Annotated in this window: 14 protein-coding genes, 14 tRNA genes and 1 rRNA gene; 25 read left to right on the top strand and 4 right to left on the bottom strand. The window is 47.4% G+C overall.

Annotation, left to right across the window (positions count from 1 at the left end; translation table 11 throughout):
* The 21 genes from AB4Y93_RS13080 to AB4Y93_RS13180 form a co-directional block, all read left to right on the top strand.
* A 23S ribosomal RNA gene (locus AB4Y93_RS13080) occupies window positions 1-145 on the top strand; the annotation flags it as partial.
* A 164-nt stretch (window positions 146-309) separates the two neighbouring features.
* A tRNA-Asn gene (locus tag AB4Y93_RS13085) sits at window positions 310-385 on the top strand.
* 3 nt (window positions 386-388) lie between these two features.
* Window positions 389-479 (top strand) — tRNA-Ser (locus tag AB4Y93_RS13090).
* A 42-nt stretch (window positions 480-521) separates the two neighbouring features.
* Window positions 522-596 (top strand) — tRNA-Glu (locus AB4Y93_RS13095).
* A gap of 76 nt (window positions 597-672) precedes the next feature.
* Window positions 673-748 (top strand) — tRNA-Val (locus tag AB4Y93_RS13100).
* A gap of 21 nt (window positions 749-769) precedes the next feature.
* A tRNA-Met gene (locus AB4Y93_RS13105) sits at window positions 770-846 on the top strand.
* A gap of 36 nt (window positions 847-882) precedes the next feature.
* Window positions 883-959: transfer RNA gene (locus tag AB4Y93_RS13110), tRNA-Asp, on the top strand.
* Between the two features lie 15 nt (window positions 960-974).
* Window positions 975-1,050 (top strand) — tRNA-Phe (locus AB4Y93_RS13115).
* Window positions 1,051-1,076: 26 nt separating this feature from the next.
* Window positions 1,077-1,152: transfer RNA gene (locus AB4Y93_RS13120), tRNA-Thr, on the top strand.
* 8 nt (window positions 1,153-1,160) lie between these two features.
* Window positions 1,161-1,244 (top strand) — tRNA-Tyr (locus AB4Y93_RS13125).
* A 13-nt stretch (window positions 1,245-1,257) separates the two neighbouring features.
* Window positions 1,258-1,330 (top strand) — tRNA-Lys (locus tag AB4Y93_RS13130).
* A gap of 20 nt (window positions 1,331-1,350) precedes the next feature.
* Window positions 1,351-1,433 (top strand) — tRNA-Leu (locus AB4Y93_RS13135).
* A gap of 10 nt (window positions 1,434-1,443) precedes the next feature.
* Window positions 1,444-1,530 (top strand) — tRNA-Leu (locus AB4Y93_RS13140).
* A 3-nt stretch (window positions 1,531-1,533) separates the two neighbouring features.
* Window positions 1,534-1,608, top strand: a tRNA-Gly gene (locus AB4Y93_RS13145).
* A gap of 5 nt (window positions 1,609-1,613) precedes the next feature.
* Window positions 1,614-1,690 (top strand) — tRNA-Pro (locus AB4Y93_RS13150).
* A 168-nt stretch (window positions 1,691-1,858) separates the two neighbouring features.
* Window positions 1,859-3,652, top strand: coding sequence for a sensor histidine kinase (locus AB4Y93_RS13155; protein ID WP_441892573.1), 1,794 nt, complete (start codon window positions 1,859-1,861; stop codon window positions 3,650-3,652).
* Window positions 3,649-4,734, top strand: coding sequence for a response regulator transcription factor (locus AB4Y93_RS13160; protein WP_441892575.1), 1,086 nt, complete (start codon window positions 3,649-3,651; stop codon window positions 4,732-4,734). Before AB4Y93_RS13155 ends, AB4Y93_RS13160 begins: the two co-directional genes overlap by 4 nt.
* A gap of 178 nt (window positions 4,735-4,912) precedes the next feature.
* Window positions 4,913-6,637, top strand: coding sequence for an extracellular solute-binding protein (locus AB4Y93_RS13165; RefSeq protein ID WP_441892577.1), 1,725 nt, complete (start codon window positions 4,913-4,915; stop codon window positions 6,635-6,637).
* A gap of 87 nt (window positions 6,638-6,724) precedes the next feature.
* Window positions 6,725-7,615: an ABC transporter permease gene (locus AB4Y93_RS13170; protein ID WP_441892582.1), complete on the top strand. Its 891-nt coding sequence runs from the start codon at window positions 6,725-6,727 to the stop codon at window positions 7,613-7,615.
* Between the two features lie 15 nt (window positions 7,616-7,630).
* The gene (locus AB4Y93_RS13175; RefSeq protein ID WP_441892584.1) at window positions 7,631-8,518 is read left to right on the top strand and encodes a carbohydrate ABC transporter permease; all 888 of its coding nucleotides are present in this window, start codon (window positions 7,631-7,633) and stop codon (window positions 8,516-8,518) included.
* 329 nt (window positions 8,519-8,847) lie between these two features.
* On the top strand, window positions 8,848-10,932 hold the full coding sequence (locus tag AB4Y93_RS13180; protein WP_441893311.1) for a pectate lyase family protein: 2,085 nt from the start codon (window positions 8,848-8,850) through the stop codon (window positions 10,930-10,932).
* A gap of 60 nt (window positions 10,933-10,992) precedes the next feature.
* On the opposite strand, the gene aguB is transcribed toward AB4Y93_RS13180, so the two are convergent.
* A complete protein-coding gene (aguB, locus tag AB4Y93_RS13185) occupies window positions 10,993-11,871 on the bottom strand; it encodes an N-carbamoylputrescine amidase (protein WP_441892586.1) in 879 nt (292 codons plus the stop codon).
* 56 nt (window positions 11,872-11,927) lie between these two features.
* A complete protein-coding gene (locus AB4Y93_RS13190) occupies window positions 11,928-12,962 on the bottom strand; it encodes an agmatine deiminase family protein (protein ID WP_441892588.1) in 1,035 nt (344 codons plus the stop codon).
* Window positions 12,963-13,236: 274 nt separating this feature from the next.
* Between AB4Y93_RS13190 and AB4Y93_RS13195 the strand changes: the two genes are divergently transcribed.
* Window positions 13,237-13,470, top strand: a complete 234-nt coding sequence (locus tag AB4Y93_RS13195) for a DNA-binding protein (protein ID WP_441892590.1) — start codon at window positions 13,237-13,239, stop codon at window positions 13,468-13,470.
* Window positions 13,471-13,895: 425 nt separating this feature from the next.
* A complete protein-coding gene (locus AB4Y93_RS13200) occupies window positions 13,896-14,210 on the top strand; it encodes a hypothetical protein (RefSeq protein ID WP_441892592.1) in 315 nt (104 codons plus the stop codon).
* Window positions 14,211-14,322: 112 nt separating this feature from the next.
* On the opposite strand, the gene AB4Y93_RS13205 is transcribed toward AB4Y93_RS13200, so the two are convergent.
* Window positions 14,323-14,718 (bottom strand): VOC family protein, encoded by a 396-nt coding sequence (locus AB4Y93_RS13205; protein ID WP_441892594.1) that lies wholly within the window; start codon window positions 14,716-14,718, stop codon window positions 14,323-14,325.
* A gap of 129 nt (window positions 14,719-14,847) precedes the next feature.
* Between AB4Y93_RS13205 and AB4Y93_RS13210 the strand changes: the two genes are divergently transcribed.
* Together AB4Y93_RS13210 and AB4Y93_RS13215 are read left to right on the top strand one after the other, a co-directional pair.
* On the top strand, window positions 14,848-15,492 hold the full coding sequence (locus AB4Y93_RS13210; protein ID WP_441892596.1) for a peptide-methionine (S)-S-oxide reductase MsrA: 645 nt from the start codon (window positions 14,848-14,850) through the stop codon (window positions 15,490-15,492).
* Between the two features lie 187 nt (window positions 15,493-15,679).
* Window positions 15,680-18,937, top strand: coding sequence for a carbohydrate-binding protein (locus tag AB4Y93_RS13215; protein WP_441892598.1), 3,258 nt, complete (start codon window positions 15,680-15,682; stop codon window positions 18,935-18,937).
* Between the two features lie 68 nt (window positions 18,938-19,005).
* Here the strand turns inward: AB4Y93_RS13215 and AB4Y93_RS13220 are convergent, their stop codons facing one another.
* A complete protein-coding gene (locus AB4Y93_RS13220) occupies window positions 19,006-23,373 on the bottom strand; it encodes an endo-1,4-beta-xylanase (protein ID WP_441892600.1) in 4,368 nt (1,455 codons plus the stop codon).
* Between the last annotated feature and the right edge of the window lie 27 nt (window positions 23,374-23,400).

Raw genomic sequence — 23,400 nt, forward strand, 5'->3', positions numbered from 1 at the left:
GAAAGCATCTAAGCGTGAAGCCCCCCTCAAGATGAGATTTCCCAATTAGTAAGACCCCTTGAAGACGACGAGGTTGATAGGTTCGGGGTGGAAGCACAGCAATGTGTGGAGCTGACGAATACTAATCGGTCGAGGGCTTATCCTACAAACTTTCTGAGGAAAGTTACTTCGGAAGCATACGTATTAATTGTTTTCTAAAGACAACCAGCTAAGTTTTGCATGAATCATATTCAGTTTTTACGGTGTTATCTTTTTATATGAAGAAGCACCCACATTGTAGTGGGTTTTTTACTGCTCTCAATCTACTATTCCCTGATAGCTCAGTTGGTAGAGCACTCGACTGTTAATCGAGTTGTCACAGGTTCGAGTCCTGTTCGGGGAGCCATATAGAGAGGTGTCCGAGTGGTCGAAGGAGCACGATTGGAAATCGTGTAGGCTCTAACCGGGTCTCGAGGGTTCGAATCCCTTCCTCTCTGCCATTAACTTTTCTTACAAAGTAGATCTTACTATGCAAATTTCAAGGCCCGTTGGTCAAGGGGTTAAGACACCTCCCTTTCACGGAGGTAACAGGGGTTCGAATCCCCTACGGGTCACCAAATACTTCATCCCATAAAGTGAAGAAGTGCTTTGAAGGTTATTCCGATTACTTTTCTGGGACCCCGGAGTAAATATGGAGGCTTAGCTCAGCTGGGAGAGCATCTGCCTTACAAGCAGAGGGTCGGGGGTTCGATCCCCTCAGCCTCCACCATATAATATTTTTTTACAATGACGCGGGGTGGAGCAGCCCGGTAGCTCGTCGGGCTCATAACCCGAAGGCCGCAGGTTCAAATCCTGCCCCCGCAACCAAAACTTTATCTTTGGTTTATACCGAGAACACGATGTGGAGCTGTGGTGTAGAGGCCTAACATGCCTGCCTGTCACGCAGGAGACCGCGGGTTCGAATCCCGTCAGCTCCGCCATTTTATCAAACATCAGGCTCGGTAGCTCAGTTGGTAGAGCAGAGGACTGAAAATCCTCGTGTCGGCGGTTCGATTCCGTCCCGAGCCACCATGTTAGATGGTTCAAAATTTCAATATGCCGGTGTAGCTCAGTTGGTAGAGCAACTGACTTGTAATCAGTAGGTCGTGGGTTCGACTCCTATCGCCGGCACCATAGTTTTTGGAGGGCTAGTGAAGTGGCTAAACACGGCAGACTGTAAATCTGCTCCTTCGGGTTCGGTGGTTCGAATCCATCGCCCTCCACCATTTCTTTTTATGAGAGCCATTAGCTCAGTTGGTAGAGCACCTGACTTTTAATCAGGGTGTCGAAGGTTCGAGTCCTTCATGGCTCACTTTTATAAGTTTTACTCATGCGCGTATGGCGGAATTGGCAGACGCACCAGACTTAGGATCTGGCGGGCGACCGTGGGGGTTCAAGTCCCTCTACGCGCACCATATTCTTTTTGCGGTCATGGCGGAATTGGCAGACGCGCTAGATTCAGGTTCTAGTGTCAGCAATGACGTGGAGGTTCGAGTCCTCTTGACCGCACCATAAGCGGAAGTGGCTCAGCGGTAGAGCATCGCCTTGCCAAGGCGAGGGTCGCGGGTTCGATTCCCGTCTTCCGCTCCATTTTTCGGGATGTAGCTCAGCTTGGTAGAGCACCTGGTTTGGGACCAGGGGGTCGCATGTTCAAATCGTGTCATCCCGACCATTTTGCATAATAGCGGGCGTAACGCCTGATTTTTACCGGAAGTCTCTTATCTAGTTATAGATAGGGGACTTCCTTTTTTGGTTTTTGTTAACTCCCTCCGCCAGGCAGGATAAACAGAAGAGGCAGCGAATATTGTGTTGTTCCATACTTATGTGTGAGGTGATGGAGGTGCAAGGCAAACGCATGTTCAAGTCTCCCGGAACGGTTCATAAGAAAATGGGCATTTTGTCTATGCTGCGTAATCGGTTTGTTTTCTCCTCTCTTCGCAAACGTATTATGGTGTTGCTGACGGTGGGCTTTGTAGGCTGCGCCATACTGATGGCTTCCGTCTCCTACAATGCGATCTACACCATGCAGCGCGATAAAATAAAGACCTCTATGGCTTTTGATCTGTATCAACAAACGACCAAGCAGAACCAGGTGTATAACAACTTGCTTCAGGTCACTCAACAAATGACACCGGAAGGTACGGTGGGTCATCTGATGGAGACGTATATCTCTACCGAAGATATTTATAGTCAGCGTGTTCTCTCCCGTGATATTTCCTATAATATTGGATTAATTACTTTCTCAAATCCGGCTATGCAGCTGGTTATGTATTATAATCCCGCAAGCGGACGGGCGTCCTATTCGAATTTGCCGCTGCGCGCGGATTTTACGCTGCAATCTTTGCCTAATGTTGCCAGTATGGGAGAGCTGAAATACCAGTCCCCTCATAAATCCTTATGCCGATTCAGCGATGATCTGGTGGTGTCGGTAACCCGAGAGGTCGAATTTCCGGACGGTACAGAGCTTGTTGTATATGTGGAAGCAAAGACTGATATCACAACAGATATGAATTCGCTTACAGAGAGCTTAAATATGCCTTATTCGCTGATACTTACCGATACGGGGGGCACAGTGACCTATAGCAGTAACCCGGCTGCCTTTGAGGCTGGCCGGCATCTTGAGCTTAAGGGGCAATCGGGCACAACGGATGATTATGTATGGAATCGAACGACGGGTGATTATGGCTATGATGTTACGCTGCTGCTTCCCGTCTCCTATTACAACCATGAGCTCTATACGTGGAAAAATCATATGTACTGGATTCTCGCTATTGCCCTCCTAATGATGTTTATGCTAACTCTAGTCTTGCGCCGCCTCATCAACAGGCCATTTCTGTTAATCGAGAAGGAAATGAGGACGTTTGGCAAGGGCTACATGGGAACCAGCCAATACCATACGGGTATTGATGAATTCGACCGGATATTCGATCAGTTTAATATTATGAAGCGGCAGATTCAGCAGCTCATCCTGGATGTAGAACAGAAGGAAAAGCGCAGGCATCAGCTGGAGATCGAAAAGCTTGCGTACCAGATCAATCCTCATTTTCTGATGAATACGCTCAACTCGGTGCGCTGGCTGGCGGTCATGCATAAGCAGGAGGACATTGAGAAGTTTGTTTCCTCACTCATTATTTTGCTGAACTATAACTTGGGAAAATCGGAGGAAAAAGCGACCTTCCGCTCAGAAATTCAGGTCATGAGAACCTATCTTGAGCTGCAGCAGATGCGGCATGATTTTGAAGTGAGGCTGGACATTGCAGAGGGGGCTTATCTGGACAGCCCGGTCGCAAGGTTCATCCTGCAGCCAATCGTGGAAAATGCCGTCTGTCACGGTCTCGACGATAACGGCATGCTGGAGATTAGCATTGACTCTGATGAGGCATCGCAGATGGTGCGTATCATAATCCGCGACGATGGCAAAGGGCTTAGCCAGGAGACGCTGGCCCTGCTGCAGCGCGATACGCCTGATCAGCAGCAGACGGGCTGGGGAATAGGACTCCGTTATGTCCGTTCGATGCTGGAATCCTTTTATGGCTACAAGGCTCATATGGGTATAGAAAGCACTCCGAATCAAGGAACTACGGTTACGTTAAATCTTCCTTTTCTCGACCAACGAAAGGAGAGAGCCATGTGATACGTGTACTCATTGTTGACGATGACAAGTTGGCGCGCAAAGGCTTCATTTCCATTATGCCTTGGTCCAATCACGATATGGTTGTTGTTGGAGAAGCAGCAAACGGCGCGAAAGCACTGGAATTTATGGAGCAGCATGAGGTGGATCTTATGTTTGTGGATCTCTCGATGCCCGTCATGTCGGGAATGGAGCTGCTCCAGGTTACGCGTCAGAGATTCCCGGGTCTTCGTTCCGTTATTTTATCGTTTCATGAGGAGTTCGAGAATGTGCAGACGGCCTACCGAATGGGCGTGCTTGACTATATCTCTAAGGTACGTCTGGAATCGGAAGATGACGAGCAAATCCTGCACCGAATCCAGCAGCAAATGGCAGGAGAGGTGATCCTTCGTCCGTCATCTAAACCTCTGGTGCTGGAGAAGCCTCTACCTGCTTCCGAACAAAACGTCGGTTCACTGGAAGAAGAGGAATGGAGTGAGCTGGAGCAAGAATGGCGCACTCACTACTGGCTTTTTAATGAACCGGTCTTCCAGCGCTTATGCAAACAGACCGTTGCTACGAAGATATCTTTTCGCCGCGTGGAAGGGCTGTTTATGCGTCTGCTGTCGCAGCTGGAGACTGACCTGACACTCCGTGCCGAGCTCCGCTCCGATGCGGATGACATCCGTTCGACGGTTGAGTGGCTGCGTGATTACAGGACACGGGTGTATGCGCAGGTTGCGGCGTCCGCCGATTTTACCAATACGACGACAAGTATTCTGAAAGCCGTGTTGTTTATCCGCGAACAGGCTTCAAATACGCTGCATGCCGAGGACGTCGCTGATCATGTGCACATGAGCCGGAGCTATTTCAGCCAATGCTTTAAGAAGCTGACAGGCTCGACATTTAATGATTACTTGAAGCAGGAGCGGATCAGAGCCGCAGAGCGTCTGCTGTGCGAGACGAATCAGTCTATCGCGTGGGTTGCGCATGCCGTTGGCTACAACGACTCCAAATATTTCTCCCAGCTCTTCTATGAGCAGACCCGCTTGCTGCCCTCCGAGTTCCGGGCGCAATTCATAGGGGGGAAGATTGATTACAACTGACCGAACAAATACCTACCTTTGTTTTTATATCTCTCACAAAACAGGGCACAACCGTCTGACTCTTTTTAAGCGCTTACATTGTACAATGAGTAGGCAAGGAACAAATGGTTTACAAAGAATGGCTTCACAAATCTTAAGCTAATGCTTACGGAGTAAGAATTTTTTTAGGAGGGGTTAGATGAAAAGGAATTTGGCATTATTGCTTTCTGCTGCATTACTTGGCGTCAGCTTGACAGCATGTTCTTCTTCCAATGATTCATCGAACAACAATGTGAAAGCGTCTTCAAGCCCAGATTCAGATAGTTCCGCAAGCCCGGCTTTGTCTGGGGATGACTTGGCTTTCTCCAAATTTCCGAAGCCTGTTGATGTTCACATCGGCATGGTGGTGGACCCGACGGACAAAACGCTGCCGGAAGGCGACAGCGTAAGCAATAACCAATATACCCGTTACCTCAAGGATAATTACAACATCAACGTAATTGTGGATTGGACCGCTGCTACCGGTAACGACTTCAAGCAGAAGGTCAGCCTGACCATCGCATCGGGCAAGCTGCCTGACGGTATGGTGGTCGACGACCGCTCCTTCATGACGAAAGCCGCAAGTTCAGGGCTGCTGTACGATATTGGCGATCTCTTTGATCAATATGCGTCCAAACAGGTTAAAGATATTATGGCAAGTACCGAAGGACGTGCCCTGGAAAACGCCAGCTATAAAGGCAAAATGGTGTCGCTCCCGAACATTACGGTAGACACCGACGGCGTGCACGTGATGTGGATCCGCAAGGACTGGCTCGATAAGCTGAGTCTGCCGGTACCGAAGACGATTGCCGATCTCGAGAAAACGGCTAAAGCGTTTATGGATAACAAGCTGGGTGGGGACAAAACCATAGGTATTGCCGGCCCTTCCAAAAATACATTCCCTTATTCCACTTTCCTCGTATCTTCCAACAATATGGCTGGATTTGATCCGATCTTTGGCGCAAACGATGCGTATCCAGGCTACTGGCTCGACAATGGCGACGGGACGGTATCTTACGGAACAACGTCGGAGAATACGAAGAAAACATTGGCCGTGCTGGCTGACTGGTACAAAAAAGGACTTATCGATCCTGAAGTGGGCACTCGCGATAACACAGGGGATCCGATCAATGCCAACCAAACGGGCATTTTCTTCGGACCTTGGTGGAACGGCGGCTATGGCAATGGCGACTCCTTCAAGAACGATCCTACGGCGAACTGGCAGGCTTACCCCGTCTACTCCGATGACGGCAAATGGAATACGCATATGAAAACGACGGGCAGCACTTACACCATTATTAGCAAAAATGCTAAGCCGGACGTCGTGAAAGCGATTATGATCATGAACAATGCCCTTGTGCGCGATGAAGCGACATTTGACCTGTCCGTTGCAGTGGGGTGGTATCCGCTCCGCAACGTAATGGCTGCGGCTAACGAGACGGAATACGAGTACACCGAGCTGATGAAAGTTCTGAGGGGCGAGGCAGAACCAGAGGATTATAACGTACCGAACAGCTTGTACAAACTGATGTATGCGGATGCGAAAAAAGTAAGAGACGTCGTGAAGCCTCCGTATGACGAGCTTGGCGTCAGCAATTTCAGCACGGCCAACTTCGGCGACTTCCAGCGTTTGTATTCGCTCTTGATTGGCGATCGTCCGTTTGCATCAACTCCAATCGACAAGAAGGTCTACAGCGTAACCTACAACCAGACTCCAACGATGGAAACCAAATGGGCCAACCTGAAGAAGATGGAAGATGAGACCGTCCTGAAAATCATCCTTGGCCAGCAGCCTATCGATTCCTTCGACAAATTCGTGAAGGACTGGAAGTCTCAAGGCGGGGACGAAATCACGGCGGAAGTTGCAGAGCTCTTGAAGAAATAACGATGCGTAAAGCTTGCGGAGGGCACTTGTGTGTCGGTGCTTTTCGCAAGCTTTACATCCTGGTAGAGAGACAGGAGGTTATCCTTGATGAGAAAATTAGGCCATCAGAAGCACTATTATTTGATGCTGCTGCCGGGAATGGTCTGGCTTGTAATGTTCAGTATTGTGCCTATGTTCGGAATTCTGATGGCATTTCAGAATTATAATCCGGGAATGGGGCTGTTCAAATCCGAGTGGGTAGGACTTGAAAACTTCAAGTATATGTTTCAACTGAATGACAGCAAAACGGTTATCGTGAATACCTTCATTATCGCCATCGGCAAAATCGTGATGAATTTGATAGTACCGCTTGTCTTTGCCATTCTATTGAACGAGCTTCGCAGCCTTCGCTACAAGAAGCTGGTACAGACCGTTGTTTACCTGCCGCACTTTCTGTCGTGGGTTATTATGTCCACGATTGTCATTGGAATCTTCGGCTATTATGGCGTTGTAAATACAGTTATCGGTTACTTCGGTGTTGATCCCAAGCTGTTTATGGCGGATTCCAGCATTTTCCGTCAGTTGATCATCGGAACCGATGTATGGAAGGAATTTGGCTATAACGCGATTATTTACCTGGCGGCATTGACAGGCGTCAATCCTAATCTCTATGAGGCGGCCGCTATTGATGGGGCTAACCGGTGGCAGCTGATCCGTAATGTTACGCTGCCTGCACTGACAACTACGGTTGTCCTGCTTGGAGTATTGAGCCTTGGCAACGTGCTGAACGCCGGCTTCGATCAGGTATATAACCTGTATAACCCGCTTGTTTATTCGACGGGAGATATTTTGGATACATGGGTATACCGGCTGGGCTTGCAAAATCTCCAGTTCTCGCTGGCAACGGCGGCAGGGTTGTTCAAGTCGGTCATTAGCTTTGCGCTGATCTATATATCCTATCGTCTGGCATATCGTTATGCCGATTACACGATATTCTAAGAGGAGGACGCTGCAATGGTCAGAAATACAACGTTAGGTTCACGGGCGTTTGATATTGCTAATATTGTCCTCCTCGCTCTCCTGGTCATTAGCTGCGTATATCCTCTGTGGTACACCTTTTGTGTATCGATTTCCGAGAAATCGGCGGCTAATGCGGGCCTGGTGACGATTTATCCCATCGGATTTTCCTTGACGCCGTATAAGGAAATTATTAACGACAGTATGTTTTTTAACGCGTTTTGGATTTCGATTCAACGTACCGTACTTGGTACATCGTTCTCCTTGTTTGTAACGGTATTAATGGCTTATCCGCTGGCAAGGCCTAAGAGAGATTTTAAAACGCGTAATATGTTCATGTGGATTCTTGTTTTCTGTATGTTGTTTAACGGGGGATTGATTCCATGGTATCTGACCATTCAGAACTATCATCTGATCGATACGATCTGGGCGTTAGTGCTAGGCGCAGGAGTACCGGTATTTGACGTCATCCTGATTATGAACTTCTTCCGCAATCTGCCGAAGGAGCTGAATGAGGCGGCAGTCGTTGACGGTGCTGGTCCATGGTCGGTCCTGTTCCGGGTATATATCCCATGCTCGATTCCCGTACTTGCTGCCGTAGCGTTGTTCATCAGCGTTTACCACTGGAACGAGTTCTTTAACGGCTTGGTGCTCAGTAACACGCAATCCAGCTATCCGCTTCAAACCTATATTCAGCAGCTTGTCGTCAACATTCCAGTTGGCTCGAACCTAACGCCGGAGCAGTACAAGAAGCTCTCGGAGTTGTCTAACCGGACGCTTAACTCGGCGAAGGTGTTTATCGCAATGGTGCCGATGCTGGTCGTTTATCCGTTCCTGCAAAAATACTTCGTTTCCGGTATTATGCTTGGTGCGGTAAAGGAGTAAGGGTTAGGCTTGAGAGGGGCACGGCGCCCCTCAACCACCATCAACCACATCCATAGGAGGATGTGGTTTTTTTGTTTTGCCTCGATAAGTGTCTTCACTCCGTCTTATAATCATTAGCTCAGAAAACGCTGTGGGAAAAGGACGATATGAGCAAATGATTGTATCGGAACCGCCGTTTAGGCTGATATGCTCTGGTTGCTTCAGAACTGTTGCTATCTTAAGAATGGAATTTAGGGGAGGTGAAGGGGGAGTTTGCCGCAAGGGTGACAATACATTTTGAGGAGGAATTAATTTTGAAGAAAAGATTAGCAAGTGTAACGGGTTTTGTAATGGCGATGGTGCTTACATTATCCTTATTGGGAGTGTTTAATCCAACTTTGCATGCTGCTGGCCTTGCGGTAACGGGCAGTGGAGGCTGGAATGAAACGGCCTATGTAGAATGGTCACCTGTAAGCAATGCTCAGGGATACAATGTTTATGTGAAGCCTGCCAGTGCATCGGATGCAGGATATCAACAATTAGACAATGAATTGATACGGAAATATCCATCTAATTGGAGAGCGGATGCCGTAGGCTTGGCAGCTGGCAGTTATATTTTAAAGGTAGAAGCCCTATTGTCAGGTGGTTCAAAGGAAAGTGTGGTTACGAGTCCATTAACCGTAACGGCATTTGATCGATCTGGCTTTGCTTTTTCGTCTAATTCGCAATATGGTACTGGGTCTGGGGCTTATAACGATAATGGAACACTGAAGAATGGCGCTCAAGTGATCTATGTCACATCGGAAACGGCGCAAACCGTCTCGCTTGATGTCAAGGTCAGCAGCTCTGGTACGCTACAAACCGCTGTGGGTCTAGGTGAAATTATGACACTCAGACAAAAAGGCTATGATACAACTCCACTGGCCATCCGATTGATCGGGAAGGTTACTGCGAATGACTTAAGCGGACAGCTGAACAGCAGCGGATATCTTGAAGTCAAAGGGAAAAGCAATTACGCGGAAATGAACATGACATTTGAAGGTATTGGTGACGATGCTTACGCGTATGGCTGGGGAATGCTTCTTCGCTACGTCGGTAATGTAGAGGTCAGAAATCTAGGGGTGATGTTATTCCCTGACGATGGCATTTCGATGGATACAGGTAACGTGAATGTCTGGGTGCATAACAATGATATCTTCTATGGTACGGCTGGGGGAGATGCGGATCAGGCAAAAGGGGATGGCTCCACAGACCTTAAGAAGGGTTCAACGTATATTACCATCTCATACAATCACTATTGGGACTCCGGAAAAGCTGCTCTTGTTGGTCTGAGTGAGTCATCCGAGTTTTTTGTGACGTTCCATCACAACTGGTTTGATCATTCGGACTCTCGTCATCCTCGTATAAGAGTGGCATCTACACATGTTTATAATAACTTCTATGATGGCGTCTCCAAATATGGAGTTGGTGTTACAACAGGAGCATCCGCATTTGTTGAATCGAATTATTTTAGACATACGAAAGATCCGATGATGAGCTCCCTGCAAGGCACGGATGCAATAGGGGAGGGCACGTTCTCGGGCGAGAACGGAGGGATGATTAAAGCTTATAACAATATCATTGTTAATGCAGAAAGTCTGATCTATGCCAACTCCAATACCGGAACTGCTGCGGCTAATGCAACCTCATTTGATGCGTACTTAGCTTCGTCTAGAACGGAAACGGTTCCGAGCTCTTACAAAGCATTAGTTGGCGGGACCGCTTATAATAACTTCGATACAACTGTCGATACGGGAGTGAGCGTTGCTAATATTGATAGTGCGAGTACGGTTGAACAAGTGGTTACAGCAGAAGCGGGACGCTTTGGTAGTGGAGATTTCACATGGGAGTTTAATGACTCTGTTGATGACACTTCGTATACGATTAATACAGCGCTGATGTCCAAAATAACCAGCTACACTACACAGCTTGTATCGGTTGGAGGCAACTCCGTCTCGACAGAACCGACACCTACTCCAGCGCCAAGTCCAACAGCTACACCAACACCGACGCCTACCCCATCAGCGACCCCAACCCCAACCCCGTCGGAAACTCCAACACCGGGAGAAAAAGTTCATAACTTTACTACGAATGGAACAGCAAGCGACTTCTTCACTATTCAAGGCAATCTTTCTACCTCGAAGGGGACGGTGACCTATAACGGTCTAACCCTGACACAATGTTTGAAAATCGAGAGTGCGACGAGCATTTCGTTTACGGCGCCTGCAGCTTCAACTTTAACCTTGGTGTTTAACACAGCAGATGGCACAAAAATTAAGATTGATGGAACAAGCTACGTCATGACCAATGGTATTGTCCAGGTATCTCTGGCGGCAGGCGCACACACGATTACAAAAGATGGTGTTACAAATCTTTTCTACATGAAGCTGGTGTAAAATCATATAACAGAAAGACCCTCAAGCCATTTGGCTTGAGGGTCCTCTTGTTATTACAAATTATCTTACCCGAATCTCGCCGTCATACGAGGCGATTACGCCGTACAGATCGGGACGGCGATCACGGAAGATGCCCCACTCGATGCGCTGCGATTCGAGCTGATCGAGATCGAACTCAGCAACAAGCACGCCGTGCTCGTCGCGGCCAGCTTCCGCAATCATGTTGCCTTGTGGGCCAGCAATGAACGATGAACCGTAGAAATTAATCGACGAGTCTTCATCGATCTCTTCGCCGATACGGTTGGACGCAATAACTGGCATCAGATTGCAGGCCGCATGGCCTCTCATGCACATTTGCCAGTGGTCTTTCGAGTCAATGGTGCCGTCCTGCGGCTCCGAGCCGATAGCCGTTGGGTAGAACAGCAACTCTGCGCCCATAAGTGCCATGCTGCGTGCCGCTTCTGGATACCATTGGTCCCAGCATACGCCAACGCCGATTTTGGCATATTTCGTTTTCCATACTTTAAAGCCTGTATCGCCTGGATTAAAATAAAACTTCTCCTCGTACCCAGGTCCGTCAGGGATATGGCTCTTGCGGTACTTGCCGAGCACTTCACCGTCGGCGTCGATAACTGCAAGGGAGTTATAACGTGCGTAGTTCTTCTTCTCGTAGAAGCTGATCGGAAGTACAACACCAAGTTCTTTGGCGATGCCGCGGAAATGGTTAATCGCTTTGTTTTCCTCAAGCTCAGTTGCGTAGACGTAGTAGTCGGCTTTTTCCTTCTGGCAGAAGTACGGTGTTTCAAACAGCTCCTGCAGCAAAATAATTTGCGCGCCTTTCGCCGCCGCTTCGCGGACCAGCGCTTCCGCCTTGCGAATGTTTTCTTCTATATTAGTTGTACAGCTCATCTGTGTCGCTGCTACTTTAACGGTTCTCATGGGTATGTCAGCCTCCTTGTAAGCCGAATCTTATTAAATTGTTGATTAACTTGTTGCTATGCGCGTAGAGCCGGCATCTGTTGTGTTGTGCAATGCACGTTACCGCCTTCGCGGATAACAGCCATGCCGTCGATTGGACGAATGCGGAGATCCGGGAACGCCGCTTGCAGCTTCTCGATCGCTTTGCGATCGGCTTCTTCTGCTGCTCCACCAAATACAGGCAAGATAATGCCGCCGTTAACAAAATAGAAGTTCAGGTAGCTCAGCGTCAGACGAGTATCCTCGTATTCCGCCAGTGGCGGCTGCTCGATCTCGATAATTTCGAGTTTACGGCCTTTTGCATCAACTGCCTCACTTAAGATACGGCGATTTTCCTGCGTGATTGCGTAGTTGTCATCAGATGGATCATCACATACCTGCAGGATCACCTTACCAGGTGCCGCAAAGCAGGCGATATTGTCGACATGTCCGTCCGTTTCATCGCCGCTAAGACCACGCTTCAGCCATACGATGGTATCCACGTTCACGAATTCTTTTACATATGCTTCGATTTGCTCACGGCTAAGCTCTGGATTACGGTTCACGTTCAGCAGACATTCCTCAGTGGTGAGCAGTGTGCCTTCACCGTCCGTATGGATGGATCCGCCCTCCATGACGAGTGGAGCATCAAACTGTTTGACGTCAACATGCTTCAGAATCTGTGGAGCTACAGCATCGTCCAAATCCCATGGAGAGTACTTGCTGCCCCATGCATTAAACTTCCAGTTCACTCCGGCCAGCTCGCCGTCAGGACCCACGACAAACGTTGGGCCATTGTCGCGCAGCCACGCATCGTTATGCTCGATCGGCAGGCATTCCACCGCAGTATTATTTGCGAACAAGCTGCTCACTTTTTCCATATCTGCAGGATTAACAACAACCGTTACAGGTTCAAATTCTGCAATAGCATGGATCAGCTCGGCATAGCCGGCGCTCACCTGTTCATAATGCTCCGGATACACCATGGAGTCTTGGATCGGCCAAGAGATGAAGGTACGCTCGTGCGGCGTCCATTCAGCTGGCATTGTATAATTCAATTGTTTTGGATTCATATAGGGTAGTATTCCTCTCTCATCGCATGAACAATGTGTCATAAGCTTATTAATCGGTCTAAACCATTTCCTATCATATAACAAAAAGTATGTCATCTCAATTACGAAGCGGCGAAATATCCTATGTTTCGCGGTGTAGCAAAATTTGTCATCTATTTATTATCCCTCTTACGGTGGAAATCGATGTAATATCCCTACCTCAATAACTGCATTTGCATGAAGTCATGTTATAATGAAGTATCCGATCGATTAGGAATAAGAGAGGAACCGATACATGAAGGTATTTGAAGACTGGAACCAAAAATTAAAAAGAGATTTTAATGCAACGAGTATCGTAGATGTATTTACGGTCACGGAGGCAGGCAAGTTACTTGGTCTCACTAAAGACCAAATGAAGGTATTCGTGGATAAAAATAATCTCACTAAAGTTCCTATCATGAGAAATGTTCATAGATACTTGTTGCTTAAGAGTGAAATCGACCAGATTCTAGAGAATAGGGTCGTATAGTATGGAACCCCGACCCTTAGAGGTCGGTTTTTTTTATATACAGATCATGCTCGAGTGATATACGATGATATAAAAGTAAAATATTGGATCTAATACAGCGTCACAATTTACTCTTTTCTGATGAGGTGGTTGAAGGTATGGCGTTTCTCAATCAGGTCTTTCAACAGAGATACCTTAAAGCGAGTCCATTTTTATTTTGGATTGCCCTATTTCTTTTAATGTTTGCACATGTGAGCAGAGTGTTCTCTATCCTTTCCTTTCTAATTTTGGTGGGGAATGGCCTGTACATCATCATCAAGATTTTGTCGTATAAAATAAAAAACAATTAGTTAATCTAATAATGGGATTCCAATGTTCTCGCTATAGTAAAGAGAAGTGTAGTAAAATGATAGCAAGGCAAGACTATATCATTATGAGGTGTACGAATGGCACTTAGCTTCACTGCTCCTACGATTACTCGGTTAGAGAAAGAAATTGCTGATATACAGAAGCTTGTTCGCGAGAGTGAGACCAAACGCCAAAAGGCGTTGTCCACGATTAATAAGCTGCAGCGTGACCAGAAATTAAGTCGAAATGCTAATGACTTGAGCAATAAGATAACACGTGAGAACAAGCTGAAAAAAGAAATTGAGGAGATCAACGGTTTCCTCAAACAATCTTCCAATCAACTTGCAGATAAGAATCAGTTGTTAACCCAGCTTCGTATGAAGACGGATGCAACAAAAAACCCGACCAAGTGAGGTCGGGTTTTGTTCAAACATAAGAATATATATGTTTTCTCTATACTGTGCTTATATTCATTTGCGAAACGTAGGCTGCTCCTCCTAGGGACGGCGCAGCCGTTTACGCTTGTTATTTTGCATTAAGATCCGGTTGATGGATGCCAATCACATTGCCTTCGGTATCCATGAAATATCCTTGCCACGCCATACCTGGCAGTGCGTGCTTCGGCAGGGCTACCTCGCCGCCGAGACTGAGGATTTTGGCTGCTGTCGTATCGAAGTCTTCGACTCCCATTGTACAGGCAAAGCCGTTCATCGCTTGACCCGGCTGTGGAGCTGGTCCCATGCGCTTCATCAAAGCACCATTGATCCCCATGGCATCCGCATCACCCGTTACGGCTCCGAAGTAAGGCATTCCGGCATAGTCGCTCCAATCCTCGAAGGTCCATCCAAATACCTCTCCATAAAACTTCTTCGCACGTTCCACATCATCGACATGAATCTCGAAATGAATTACTCTTCCCATGATACCCTCCCAGGTTTTGGCTTCCTAATCTCTTTCTCTAATTAGGCTTTCCTTCCCTGCTTGATCTAAACGGTTTACAGAAATATAGTTTAGTAGGAGATGGTGATAATTCGATTGGAGGGCAGCAAGTTGAGCGATAACCAGCATGCAAATAACTTTCATACGATTACACTTGGCATGGGGTGCTATTGGAGCCCTGAGGCTTTATTTGGTGCGATGCCTGGTGTGATCAAGACACGTGTCGGCTTTGCCGGGGGGACATCACACGAGCCAACCTATCGTAATATGGGCGACCATACGGAGACAGTTGAGCTGATTGTTGACCCTGCACTCGTCTCTTACGACACGCTGTTAGAGACATTCTGGAACAATCATAATCCCTATAACATTAACGGATATAAGGATCGGCAATACCAATCGCTACTTCTTTATCGTGACGAGGAGCAAGAAGAGGCATTTCGGAGGATTAAGAACAGGATGGAGCGGGACAAGGGAATTCTGGATACAGAATTAGCGCCGTTCCAAGCTTTTTACCCAGCTGAAACCAGGCATCAGAAGTATTATTTGAAAAGATTCCCGGACGCGGTTGCGAAACTGAGCACTCTCTACCCGTCTGACGAGGAGCTGGAGAACTCGACCTTAGTGGCCCGATTAAATGGAGTGGCGAAGGGCTTCCTAAGCTTGGAGCGTCTGCAACATGAAATAGATCAATGGCCAATAAGCACAAACGAAAAAGCTGAGATAATCTCCTTGATTCGACAAATTCATTGGTAAGGGTAGTTCTTTTATCTTATTTAGTATAACATGATATATCATTAATCCGTAGTCTAAAGGATTTAAATACTTATGATATATTGACATAATATTAACCAAACATTATATTATTGAATGACTGAAGCCGATCGTATACACGCATGCGAATCGGCTTTTATTTTTTGCCCAATATAGAGGAGGGATGTTAGTGACTAGTAAAATTAGAAGGTCAAAGCTTATTGTGTTGCCTGTTGTTTTTGCACTCTCGATTAGTCCCTTATTTCCAAACGGAATACCTCAAGCCCATGCTTTTGCTGCAGCAGATGCGAAGACAGCGATTGAAGCCTACAACAATACATTCTGGGATGCGAGCGCCAAATATTTCTGGAAAAACTCCAATCATGACGGATATCAGGATTTTTGGGTGGAGGCTGAGCTGTGGGAGCTCGTGATGGATGCTTATCTCCAGGCTTCAGATCCGGAATTAAAAGCGAAGCTGCGTACCCAGATTGATGAGGTGTTCGATGGAGCTGTAGCAAAGTACGGCCAGGATTGGACAAATAATACGTTCAACGATGACATTATGTGGTGGGCGATGGCGAGTGCAAGAGCCTATACCATTACGAATGATGCGAAATACCTCGAGAGAGCGGAATATTATTTTAACTACGTCTATGATACGCAGTGGGACGATGAGTTTGCGAGCGGCGGTATTTGGTGGAAGAGCGATGACCGTACGACGAAAAATGCCTGCATTAACTTCCCTGCTGCCGAAGCCGCGGTTTTCCTATACAACGCAACACATAACAAACACTACTTGGATGCTGCCACAACCATCTATCGTTGGAGTAAAACGATGCTGACGGACGGAAATGGCAAGGTATTCGACCGGATTGAAACAAAAAACGGATCTATTCAAGATGCAACTCACTATAATCAAGGTACGTTTATTGGAGCGGCAGTAGGTCTCTATCAGGTTACGGGAGACAAGGTGTACTTGGATGATGCGCTCAAAGGGGCTACCTTTACGAAAGAGCGGATGATTGATGTGAACAAGCTGCTGCGCTATGAAGGTCCAAACGGCGACTTAAAGGGCGGCAAAACGATACTCGTTCGTAATCTCGGTTATCTTCAGAAGGCGGTAAACGAAAGAGCGGAGAGTCAGTACAAAACCTTTGCCGACAGCTATAATGAATGGCTTGCTTTAAATACCGATATGGCTTGGAGTCATCGAAATGCCGATAATCTGGTTGACAGCAACTGGGCAGGTCAACAGCTGTCCGGGACCTTTGAATCGTGGAGCTCTGCTGCAGCTGTGGAAGCTTTGACTGTTCTTAAGCCGCAGAATGCAGGGGAACTGACCTATGCCGTTAAGAACCCATATAGCAGAATGGAAGCGGAAAACTTCAATATCGTAAATGGTCCTGGCCTGGAAGGAAGCATCGAAGGCTCGCTTCAGCTTGGAGGAATTCAAGACAGTAACTATGCCGCTTATAAAAATGTTGATTTTGGATCGGGAGATGGTGCAAGCGGTTTCATTGCGCGGGCATCAAGCGGAACCGGCGGCGGCAACATTGAGATCAGGCTAGATGCTGTAGACGGGCCGAAAGTGGGTACATTAAAAGTCGAAGGTACCGGCAACTGGAATACTTTTATCGATGCGGGTACGCTGCTGAAGGATGATCAAGGCCATGCAAGCAACGTGACAGGCGTCCATGATGTGTATCTGGTGTTCAAGAAAACAAATGATTCGTATTTGTTCAATCTGAACTGGTTTACCTTTACGAAGACCGATCCAACAAAGACGGATGCGTATGCCAAATTACAAGCAGAAGACTTTGCAAGCAGTGACGGATTGAGTATTAACTCAAGCGGAAAATATACAGATGGCATTCATCATAACGCTTATGCTTCTTATGAAGATATTGATTTTGGCTCCGGCGCTGCTGGAATTACGGCACATCTCACCAGTGGCAATCAGGGTGGGTCGATTGAAGTGAAGCTGGACAGTCTGGACGGTCCGACTGCAGGGGTTATCGAGGTTCCTGCATTAGGCAGCTGGAATGATTGGGTCGACATTACTTCCATCATCGATGATTCGAAGGCTGTTGGCGTTCATGATGTATATCTAATCTTCCACGGCGCAGACGGCAGCGATTACCCTTGTAATCTGGATTGGTTCACCTTCTCTACAATTAAGGGTAAATCAAGGGATGCATACAGTAAGCTTGAAGCAGAAAATTATACAAACAGCATAAACGCAGGTACGGAAAATGGCGGTAATCAGACGTACCTAGCAGGTATTTATGGTCCTAATAATCCTTACGCAATGTATAACTATATTGATTTTGGCGATGTGAGCCCTACTCAATTCAACATTCAGGCTGCAAGTGATACGGCAGGAGGAACAATTGAAGCTCGTATTGACGGCATCAACGGGCCTGTCATTGCAACGGCTGAAGTTAGCGGCACAGGTGGCTGGCAGAAATTCCAGGTCTTCTCTGGTCATGTAATGGCTCCTGTAACGGGTAAACACCTCGTCTACCTCCTATTTAAGGGGAATGACTGGTTATACAACTTCGACAAATTCACCTTTGGGGATCCATCTGTCTTTACCGCAGAACCTCCTGCTCCTGAACCTGTAGAAGATCATGTTGCGCCGGGAGAGGTAGAGAACGTTCATGTTACCCGAGATAACAGCGAGCTGACGGTACAGTGGGATGGACCATATGCGGTAGATGGGGATGTTGTCCACCTTAAGCTGGTTCGTAATGGTCAACAGGTTGGCGCTGTTAAAGAAGTGAAGCGGGGCGTTCAGACAACCGTATTTACCGGAATTGAAGCTGATCTGAGCTATAGTCTTGTTATAAGCGCTGCAGATAAGTCCGGTAATGAATCGGCAGGAGTGACAGTGCCCGTCCTGGCAGCTCCCGTCTATTCTTTGACGGCTAATGGCTCCAAATTGGTGGAAGGGGCAGTACTTGAGGATGATTCGTATCTGCGCTTCCAGGTTGGTGATGGCAAGACCGCCATTCAATCGGCTAGTCTTATTTTCGATGGTAAGACGTATACAGTAACTCCTAAGAATTCACGGGAGCTAAGCATTGAACTGGCTGGTTATCTGGGAGAGAAGTCGGTTGCCATTGCAGTAGAGGATGCAGCGGGGAACAAGCTTCAGAAGACGATTCATGTCCAGGTGAAGACGAGTATCAAGAGCATGAACAATCTGGTTGACCGATATAAAGCCTCGAATGAGGTGAGTAAGTCACTAGCTTCACAACTTTCAGCTAGTCTGAAACAAGCCCAGCAGCATTTGGACAAAGGGAAGCGGGATCAGGCGATCAAGCAGATGGAGAACGTTATGAAGCAGCTAAATAAGGCAAGTAAAAAGGACGCTTCGGAACATGCGAAAAGTGTGCTAAATACTGATGCGAATACCCTTATTGCTAGCTGGAAAAAGAAATAGAATAAAATGAAAAAAGACGCTCCCGTCACACTTAACATGTGAAGAGAGCGTCTTTTTAATTTAGGGAATTACAGCTTCCAGATGCGGTATAGGATGACTGCTGCTTCTGCACGAGTGAGTTGATCGTTTGGTGCGAGCTTGCCGCCATTGCCGGTAACAACACCAGCTTTCACGAGTGCAATTGCACTCGCTTGTGCATAACCAGCAACACTTGCTGCGTCAGAGTAAGCGTCTAAAGAACCGCCTGCTGGTAATTGTTTGCCGATTACAGCCAGAGCACGAGTTATCAGAACCATCATGTCTTGACGGGAAATGCTGCTGACTGGTTTGAACGTGTTGTCTTCAAAGCCAGTCGCAATGCCAAGCCCTTTCGCAATAGCCAGCTCATTGTAGTAATAAGCATCCGCTGGAACATCGCTGAACATAGCAGCATCTGTTCCGGTGCCTTTCAGTTCAAGCGCTCTTACAAGAAGGGCGATGAAATCAGCTCTTTTAATCGAAGCGGCAGGAGAGAAGGTATTCTCGCCAGTGCCTTTGATGATGCCTCGGGATGCCATTGCATCAATAGCTTCTTTTGCCCAAGGTACATTAGTTAGGTCTCCGAAAGTCTTAAAGACGGACACCGCTGCATACATGCTGAAGTGAGTCGTTTGGAATACCACAGTACCCGTTGCCGCGTCATAATGGCTGTTTGGAACCGGAGTTGCTTTGCCACTGCCATCAATGTACCAGATCACAATATGATCCGGATGCTTGAGTTCTTCCGCTGTTGGCTTGTAAGGAATAGCTACCGTTACAGGTGCCTTAGGGTTACTCCAAGCGAATACTTTGCCGTCTGAGATCAAGCTCAGATCAATAACTGGCCGGTTGCCAATCTGTTCGCGTGTTGCTGCATCAAGGTTAGCCGTAGAAGCTGGGGCTACACGGATCGATACTTGCTCCGATTGAACGGTTGTGCCCGACAGCATATCGCTTGGAATTTGAATAAAGGCGTTAGCGATCTTCGCTGTAAGCTGATAATTCTCTGTGCTTTTCAAACCTTGCGTAGGCAATTGCACTTCATACGAAGCAGCATTTGCTTGCAGCGGAAGATCGATAATCACTTGTTTCTTGCCACCTGCTGCTGGAGTTGCTTGCTCAAGAGCTTTTTTCAGGTTGTCGCTTGAGATCGTGCCAACGGCAGTCCCGTTTGTTGTTTTTACTTCTGGTTTAATCGTAGTGGAGCCGTCTGCGTTCTTCACTACATTGTTCGTTTGCGGTACAGAGCTGCTGCCGCTGCCGGAGCCGCCAGTGCTTTTACCTGCAAGAGTAAGCTCGCCGTATACGGATGTGTCCTGATAGCCGTTGCCGGTTGTATCGTTCCATGCGGCTACGCTGGTGCGCGCGCCGTCTGTTGCGTCATTAATTTGTACGTCAAAGCCAAGTTTTTTCTCATTAGCAGGCGTTACAGCCGTAAGCGGAATTTTCAGCTCAACTGTGTAGCTATTAGCCGTTTTCTTGGTTTGAGACACAAAACCCTCTGAGATGCTTGGCGGGTTAAAAGAAGTCTCGTTGTCAAAGTTAATGCGATATTGGCCGTCATCATCTTGATAGGAGGATGTTTTTCCATTGTTTTGGTCCAGGAAGACCTCAACGGAATCCTGCTCCCATGCATTTTCGTTTGCTTTGTTGAGCTGAGAGTCGCTGACTTGAATAAGCACATACAGGTTTTGATCATCCCACAGCGCTTTGGCGGTACCGGTTGCTCCTTGCCAAGCCAACTGGTAACGGTTGATTGGCATTGTCTGTGCTCCGTTCCAGATTGAATCTACAGTTCCGTCAATGACTGGCGTGCCGTATTGCGCTTCCGCCTGATTAGCATCTTCCGAATGAGGCGCATTTTCCTCGATGTATTTGTCCGGATCTGTGACGCCGTAGTAAGCTGGTTTAGCCTGCAGGTTCTTATCGAATACCAGTGGATTGTTCTCAGCCCGCCAGCTTGTATTGTCATCCAATCCCCAGAACGTAACACGTGCAATGTGCTCAGCATGTGCTTTGTAAATATTGAAAAGTTGTGCGTAAAGATAGGCTTGAGCAGTAGCCAGATTCTCAGGAAGCGTGTAATTGCTGCCCGCTGTAACGTCGAGCTCGCTTACGCTTACTTCTACGCCGAGAGAAATGAATTTCTCCAGGGACCGCTCAACATTGTCCGGGTTCGTGTTGACATTGTAATGTCCTTGCATGCCAACTCCATCAATCAGGAGCTTGCCTGGATGCGTCAATGCATAGCGGTCATTCATATCTTTCACCATGTTGTAGATGGCTGTTGCTTTATTCTGGTTGTCATCGTTGTAATCGTTGTAGTACAGCTTGATATCCCATTCCGGATTCTCGTCGAGCACTTGTCTTGCTGCGAGGAAGGCCYGCTCCACATAATCCGATCCGATGGCATTATACCAAGGAGTCTGACGCAGGGAAGCTTTGTAATCCGACGGGTTAGGAGGATTGTCGTTCATCGCTTCGTTGACAACATCCCACGAGATAACTTTGTCGCCAAAATGCTCCATAACGGTCTTGATGTGTGTTCTAAGATTAACCAAAGCCTCTTCACGTCCAAGCGGAACTGTGTTGTTGGAGGAATCGGTTGTTGTATTCAACCATGCTGGGGACTGCTGATGCCAGACAAGCACGTGGCCGTGCATTTTCATGCCTTCGGCAAGCACTTTGTTGACCATGGCATCCGCTGCTGTGAAGGTGAAATTGCCCTTCGTAGGCTGCAGAGCATCCGGCTTCATGGCATTGCCGGCGGTTACAACATCGTGATGCATTTTCAAAAGCTCAAGTCGTGTGCCTTCCAAATCCTCAGCCGTAATAGCGTTACCGATCAGGAAGTCATTTTTGTACACGTCTTTAATCGGAGTAATATCCTTCTGAATACCGACAGGACCGGAGCCCGTGCTCTCAAAGCTGATATCGTCGATATAGTAGGAAGCTGTGTCATTAGAGCTTTGTACATAGATGGTTAAATATTCGCCGCCTACGCTGTTATAGCGGTAGCTGCCTTGCAGTTGAACCCAGCCGTCGGCTGCGGTAATGGTCTTGCTTGCTAAGCTAGGATAGTTGGCGCTGCTGCCATCGCCGATTTGGGAAGCCAGCTCGAGCTTGGTGCTTGTTTCAGGAGAAAGAAGCTTCACCCAAGCGGTTACTTTATACTCATAGCCTTTATTAACAAATTTCTCAACATGCAAGGATGGGCCATGCCAGCTTGTTGTTCTGCCTTCAACCTTCAAGGCGTAGGAACCGTCCGCTGTATGGTTGGCTTCATCAGTAACAGTGAGTGTTTCTGTGCCCGCACGACCAGTAAAGCCTCCGGCAGTTTGATCTTCAAAGTTAATTGTGTTGAATGGCAAAGCCGGAGGTCTAGTTGGTTCTTCTTCACCACCGCCGGCTACGGTCTCGGTGATCAGAATATCTCCGATGTAGAACGGCACGGTTTTACCGACTGCGTTCGATTGAACTCGCAGTTTCGTGTCATGCGCAGTATCTACAGTAAACGAATTTGTTAATGTAAAAGCAGATCCAGCTGCGTAATTCGCACTGGCTACCACACCATAGCTGCTGATCTTTTGCAGATACGCTTGTGCCCCTTCAGGTATGGTAGTATCTGCATCTACAAAGCCAGTAACGGTAACTGTATAGGTTTTACCGTTCTCCAGGCCCAGGTCAGCGTAGCTGAAATCAGCTGCATCGTAGTCATTTGCGCGGTTGCTCACGGATAATGCTTTTCCATCTTCATTGCCAGTAAATACTTTACCCGTTACCGGAGTCAGGCTGGCACTGCCGGATTGTTTAGCCAAACCTAAGCCGTTAGCAAAGTCTTCATGATAGATCGTATTCGTCGTTGTTGTTTGCTGAGCGGTAATGAGGATATCTCCAATATAAAATGGCACGGTTTTACCGACTGCATTCGATTGAACCCGCAGCTTCGTGTCATGTGCTGTATCTACGGTAAACGAATTTGTTAATGTAAAGGCAGATCCAGCTGTGTAGTTCTCACTGGCTACCACACCGTAGCTGCTAATGGTTTGCAGATAAGCTTGTGCTCCTTCAGGAATGGTTGTATCTGCATCCACAAAGCCAGTGACGGTAACCGTATAGGTTTTACCATTCTCCAGACCTAGGTCAGTGTAGTTGAAGTCAGCTGCATCATAGTCGTTTGCTCGGTTACTTACAGATAAAGCGCTTCCATCTGTATTGCCGGTAAATACTTTCTCCGTTACCGTAGTCAAGCTGGCACTGCCAGATTGTTTAGCCAGACCTACGCCATTAGCAAAATCTTCGTGGTATACGGTTGTTTCCGTTGTTGCAGCTTCCGCAACTGGTGCAAGCCTGCCTATTGGAACAAGCAAAGCCGCTGCGAGCAAGACCGAGACGACTTTTTTCAATGATTTACGCATGTATTGCATTCCCCTTCGAAATGAATT

Origin of the sequence: Paenibacillus sp. YAF4_2 (assembly GCF_052113225.1) — a bacterium.
Lineage (GTDB): Bacteria > Bacillota > Bacilli > Paenibacillales > Paenibacillaceae > Pristimantibacillus.

Coding starts and splice junctions, on each gene's coding strand:
- AB4Y93_RS13165 (WP_441892577.1), top strand. CDS start 4,913: ATGAAAAGGAATTTGGCATTATTGCTTTCTGCTGCATTACTTGGCGTC.
- AB4Y93_RS13170 (WP_441892582.1), top strand. CDS start 6,725: ATGAGAAAATTAGGCCATCAGAAGCACTATTATTTGATGCTGCTGCCG.
- AB4Y93_RS13175 (WP_441892584.1), top strand. CDS start 7,631: ATGGTCAGAAATACAACGTTAGGTTCACGGGCGTTTGATATTGCTAAT.
- AB4Y93_RS13180 (WP_441893311.1), top strand. CDS start 8,848: ATGGCGATGGTGCTTACATTATCCTTATTGGGAGTGTTTAATCCAACT.
- aguB (WP_441892586.1), bottom strand. CDS start 11,871: ATGAGAACCGTTAAAGTAGCAGCGACACAGATGAGCTGTACAACTAAT.
- AB4Y93_RS13190 (WP_441892588.1), bottom strand. CDS start 12,962: ATGAATCCAAAACAATTGAATTATACAATGCCAGCTGAATGGACGCCG.
- AB4Y93_RS13195 (WP_441892590.1), top strand. CDS start 13,237: ATGAAGGTATTTGAAGACTGGAACCAAAAATTAAAAAGAGATTTTAAT.
- AB4Y93_RS13200 (WP_441892592.1), top strand. CDS start 13,896: ATGGCACTTAGCTTCACTGCTCCTACGATTACTCGGTTAGAGAAAGAA.
- AB4Y93_RS13205 (WP_441892594.1), bottom strand. CDS start 14,718: ATGGGAAGAGTAATTCATTTCGAGATTCATGTCGATGATGTGGAACGT.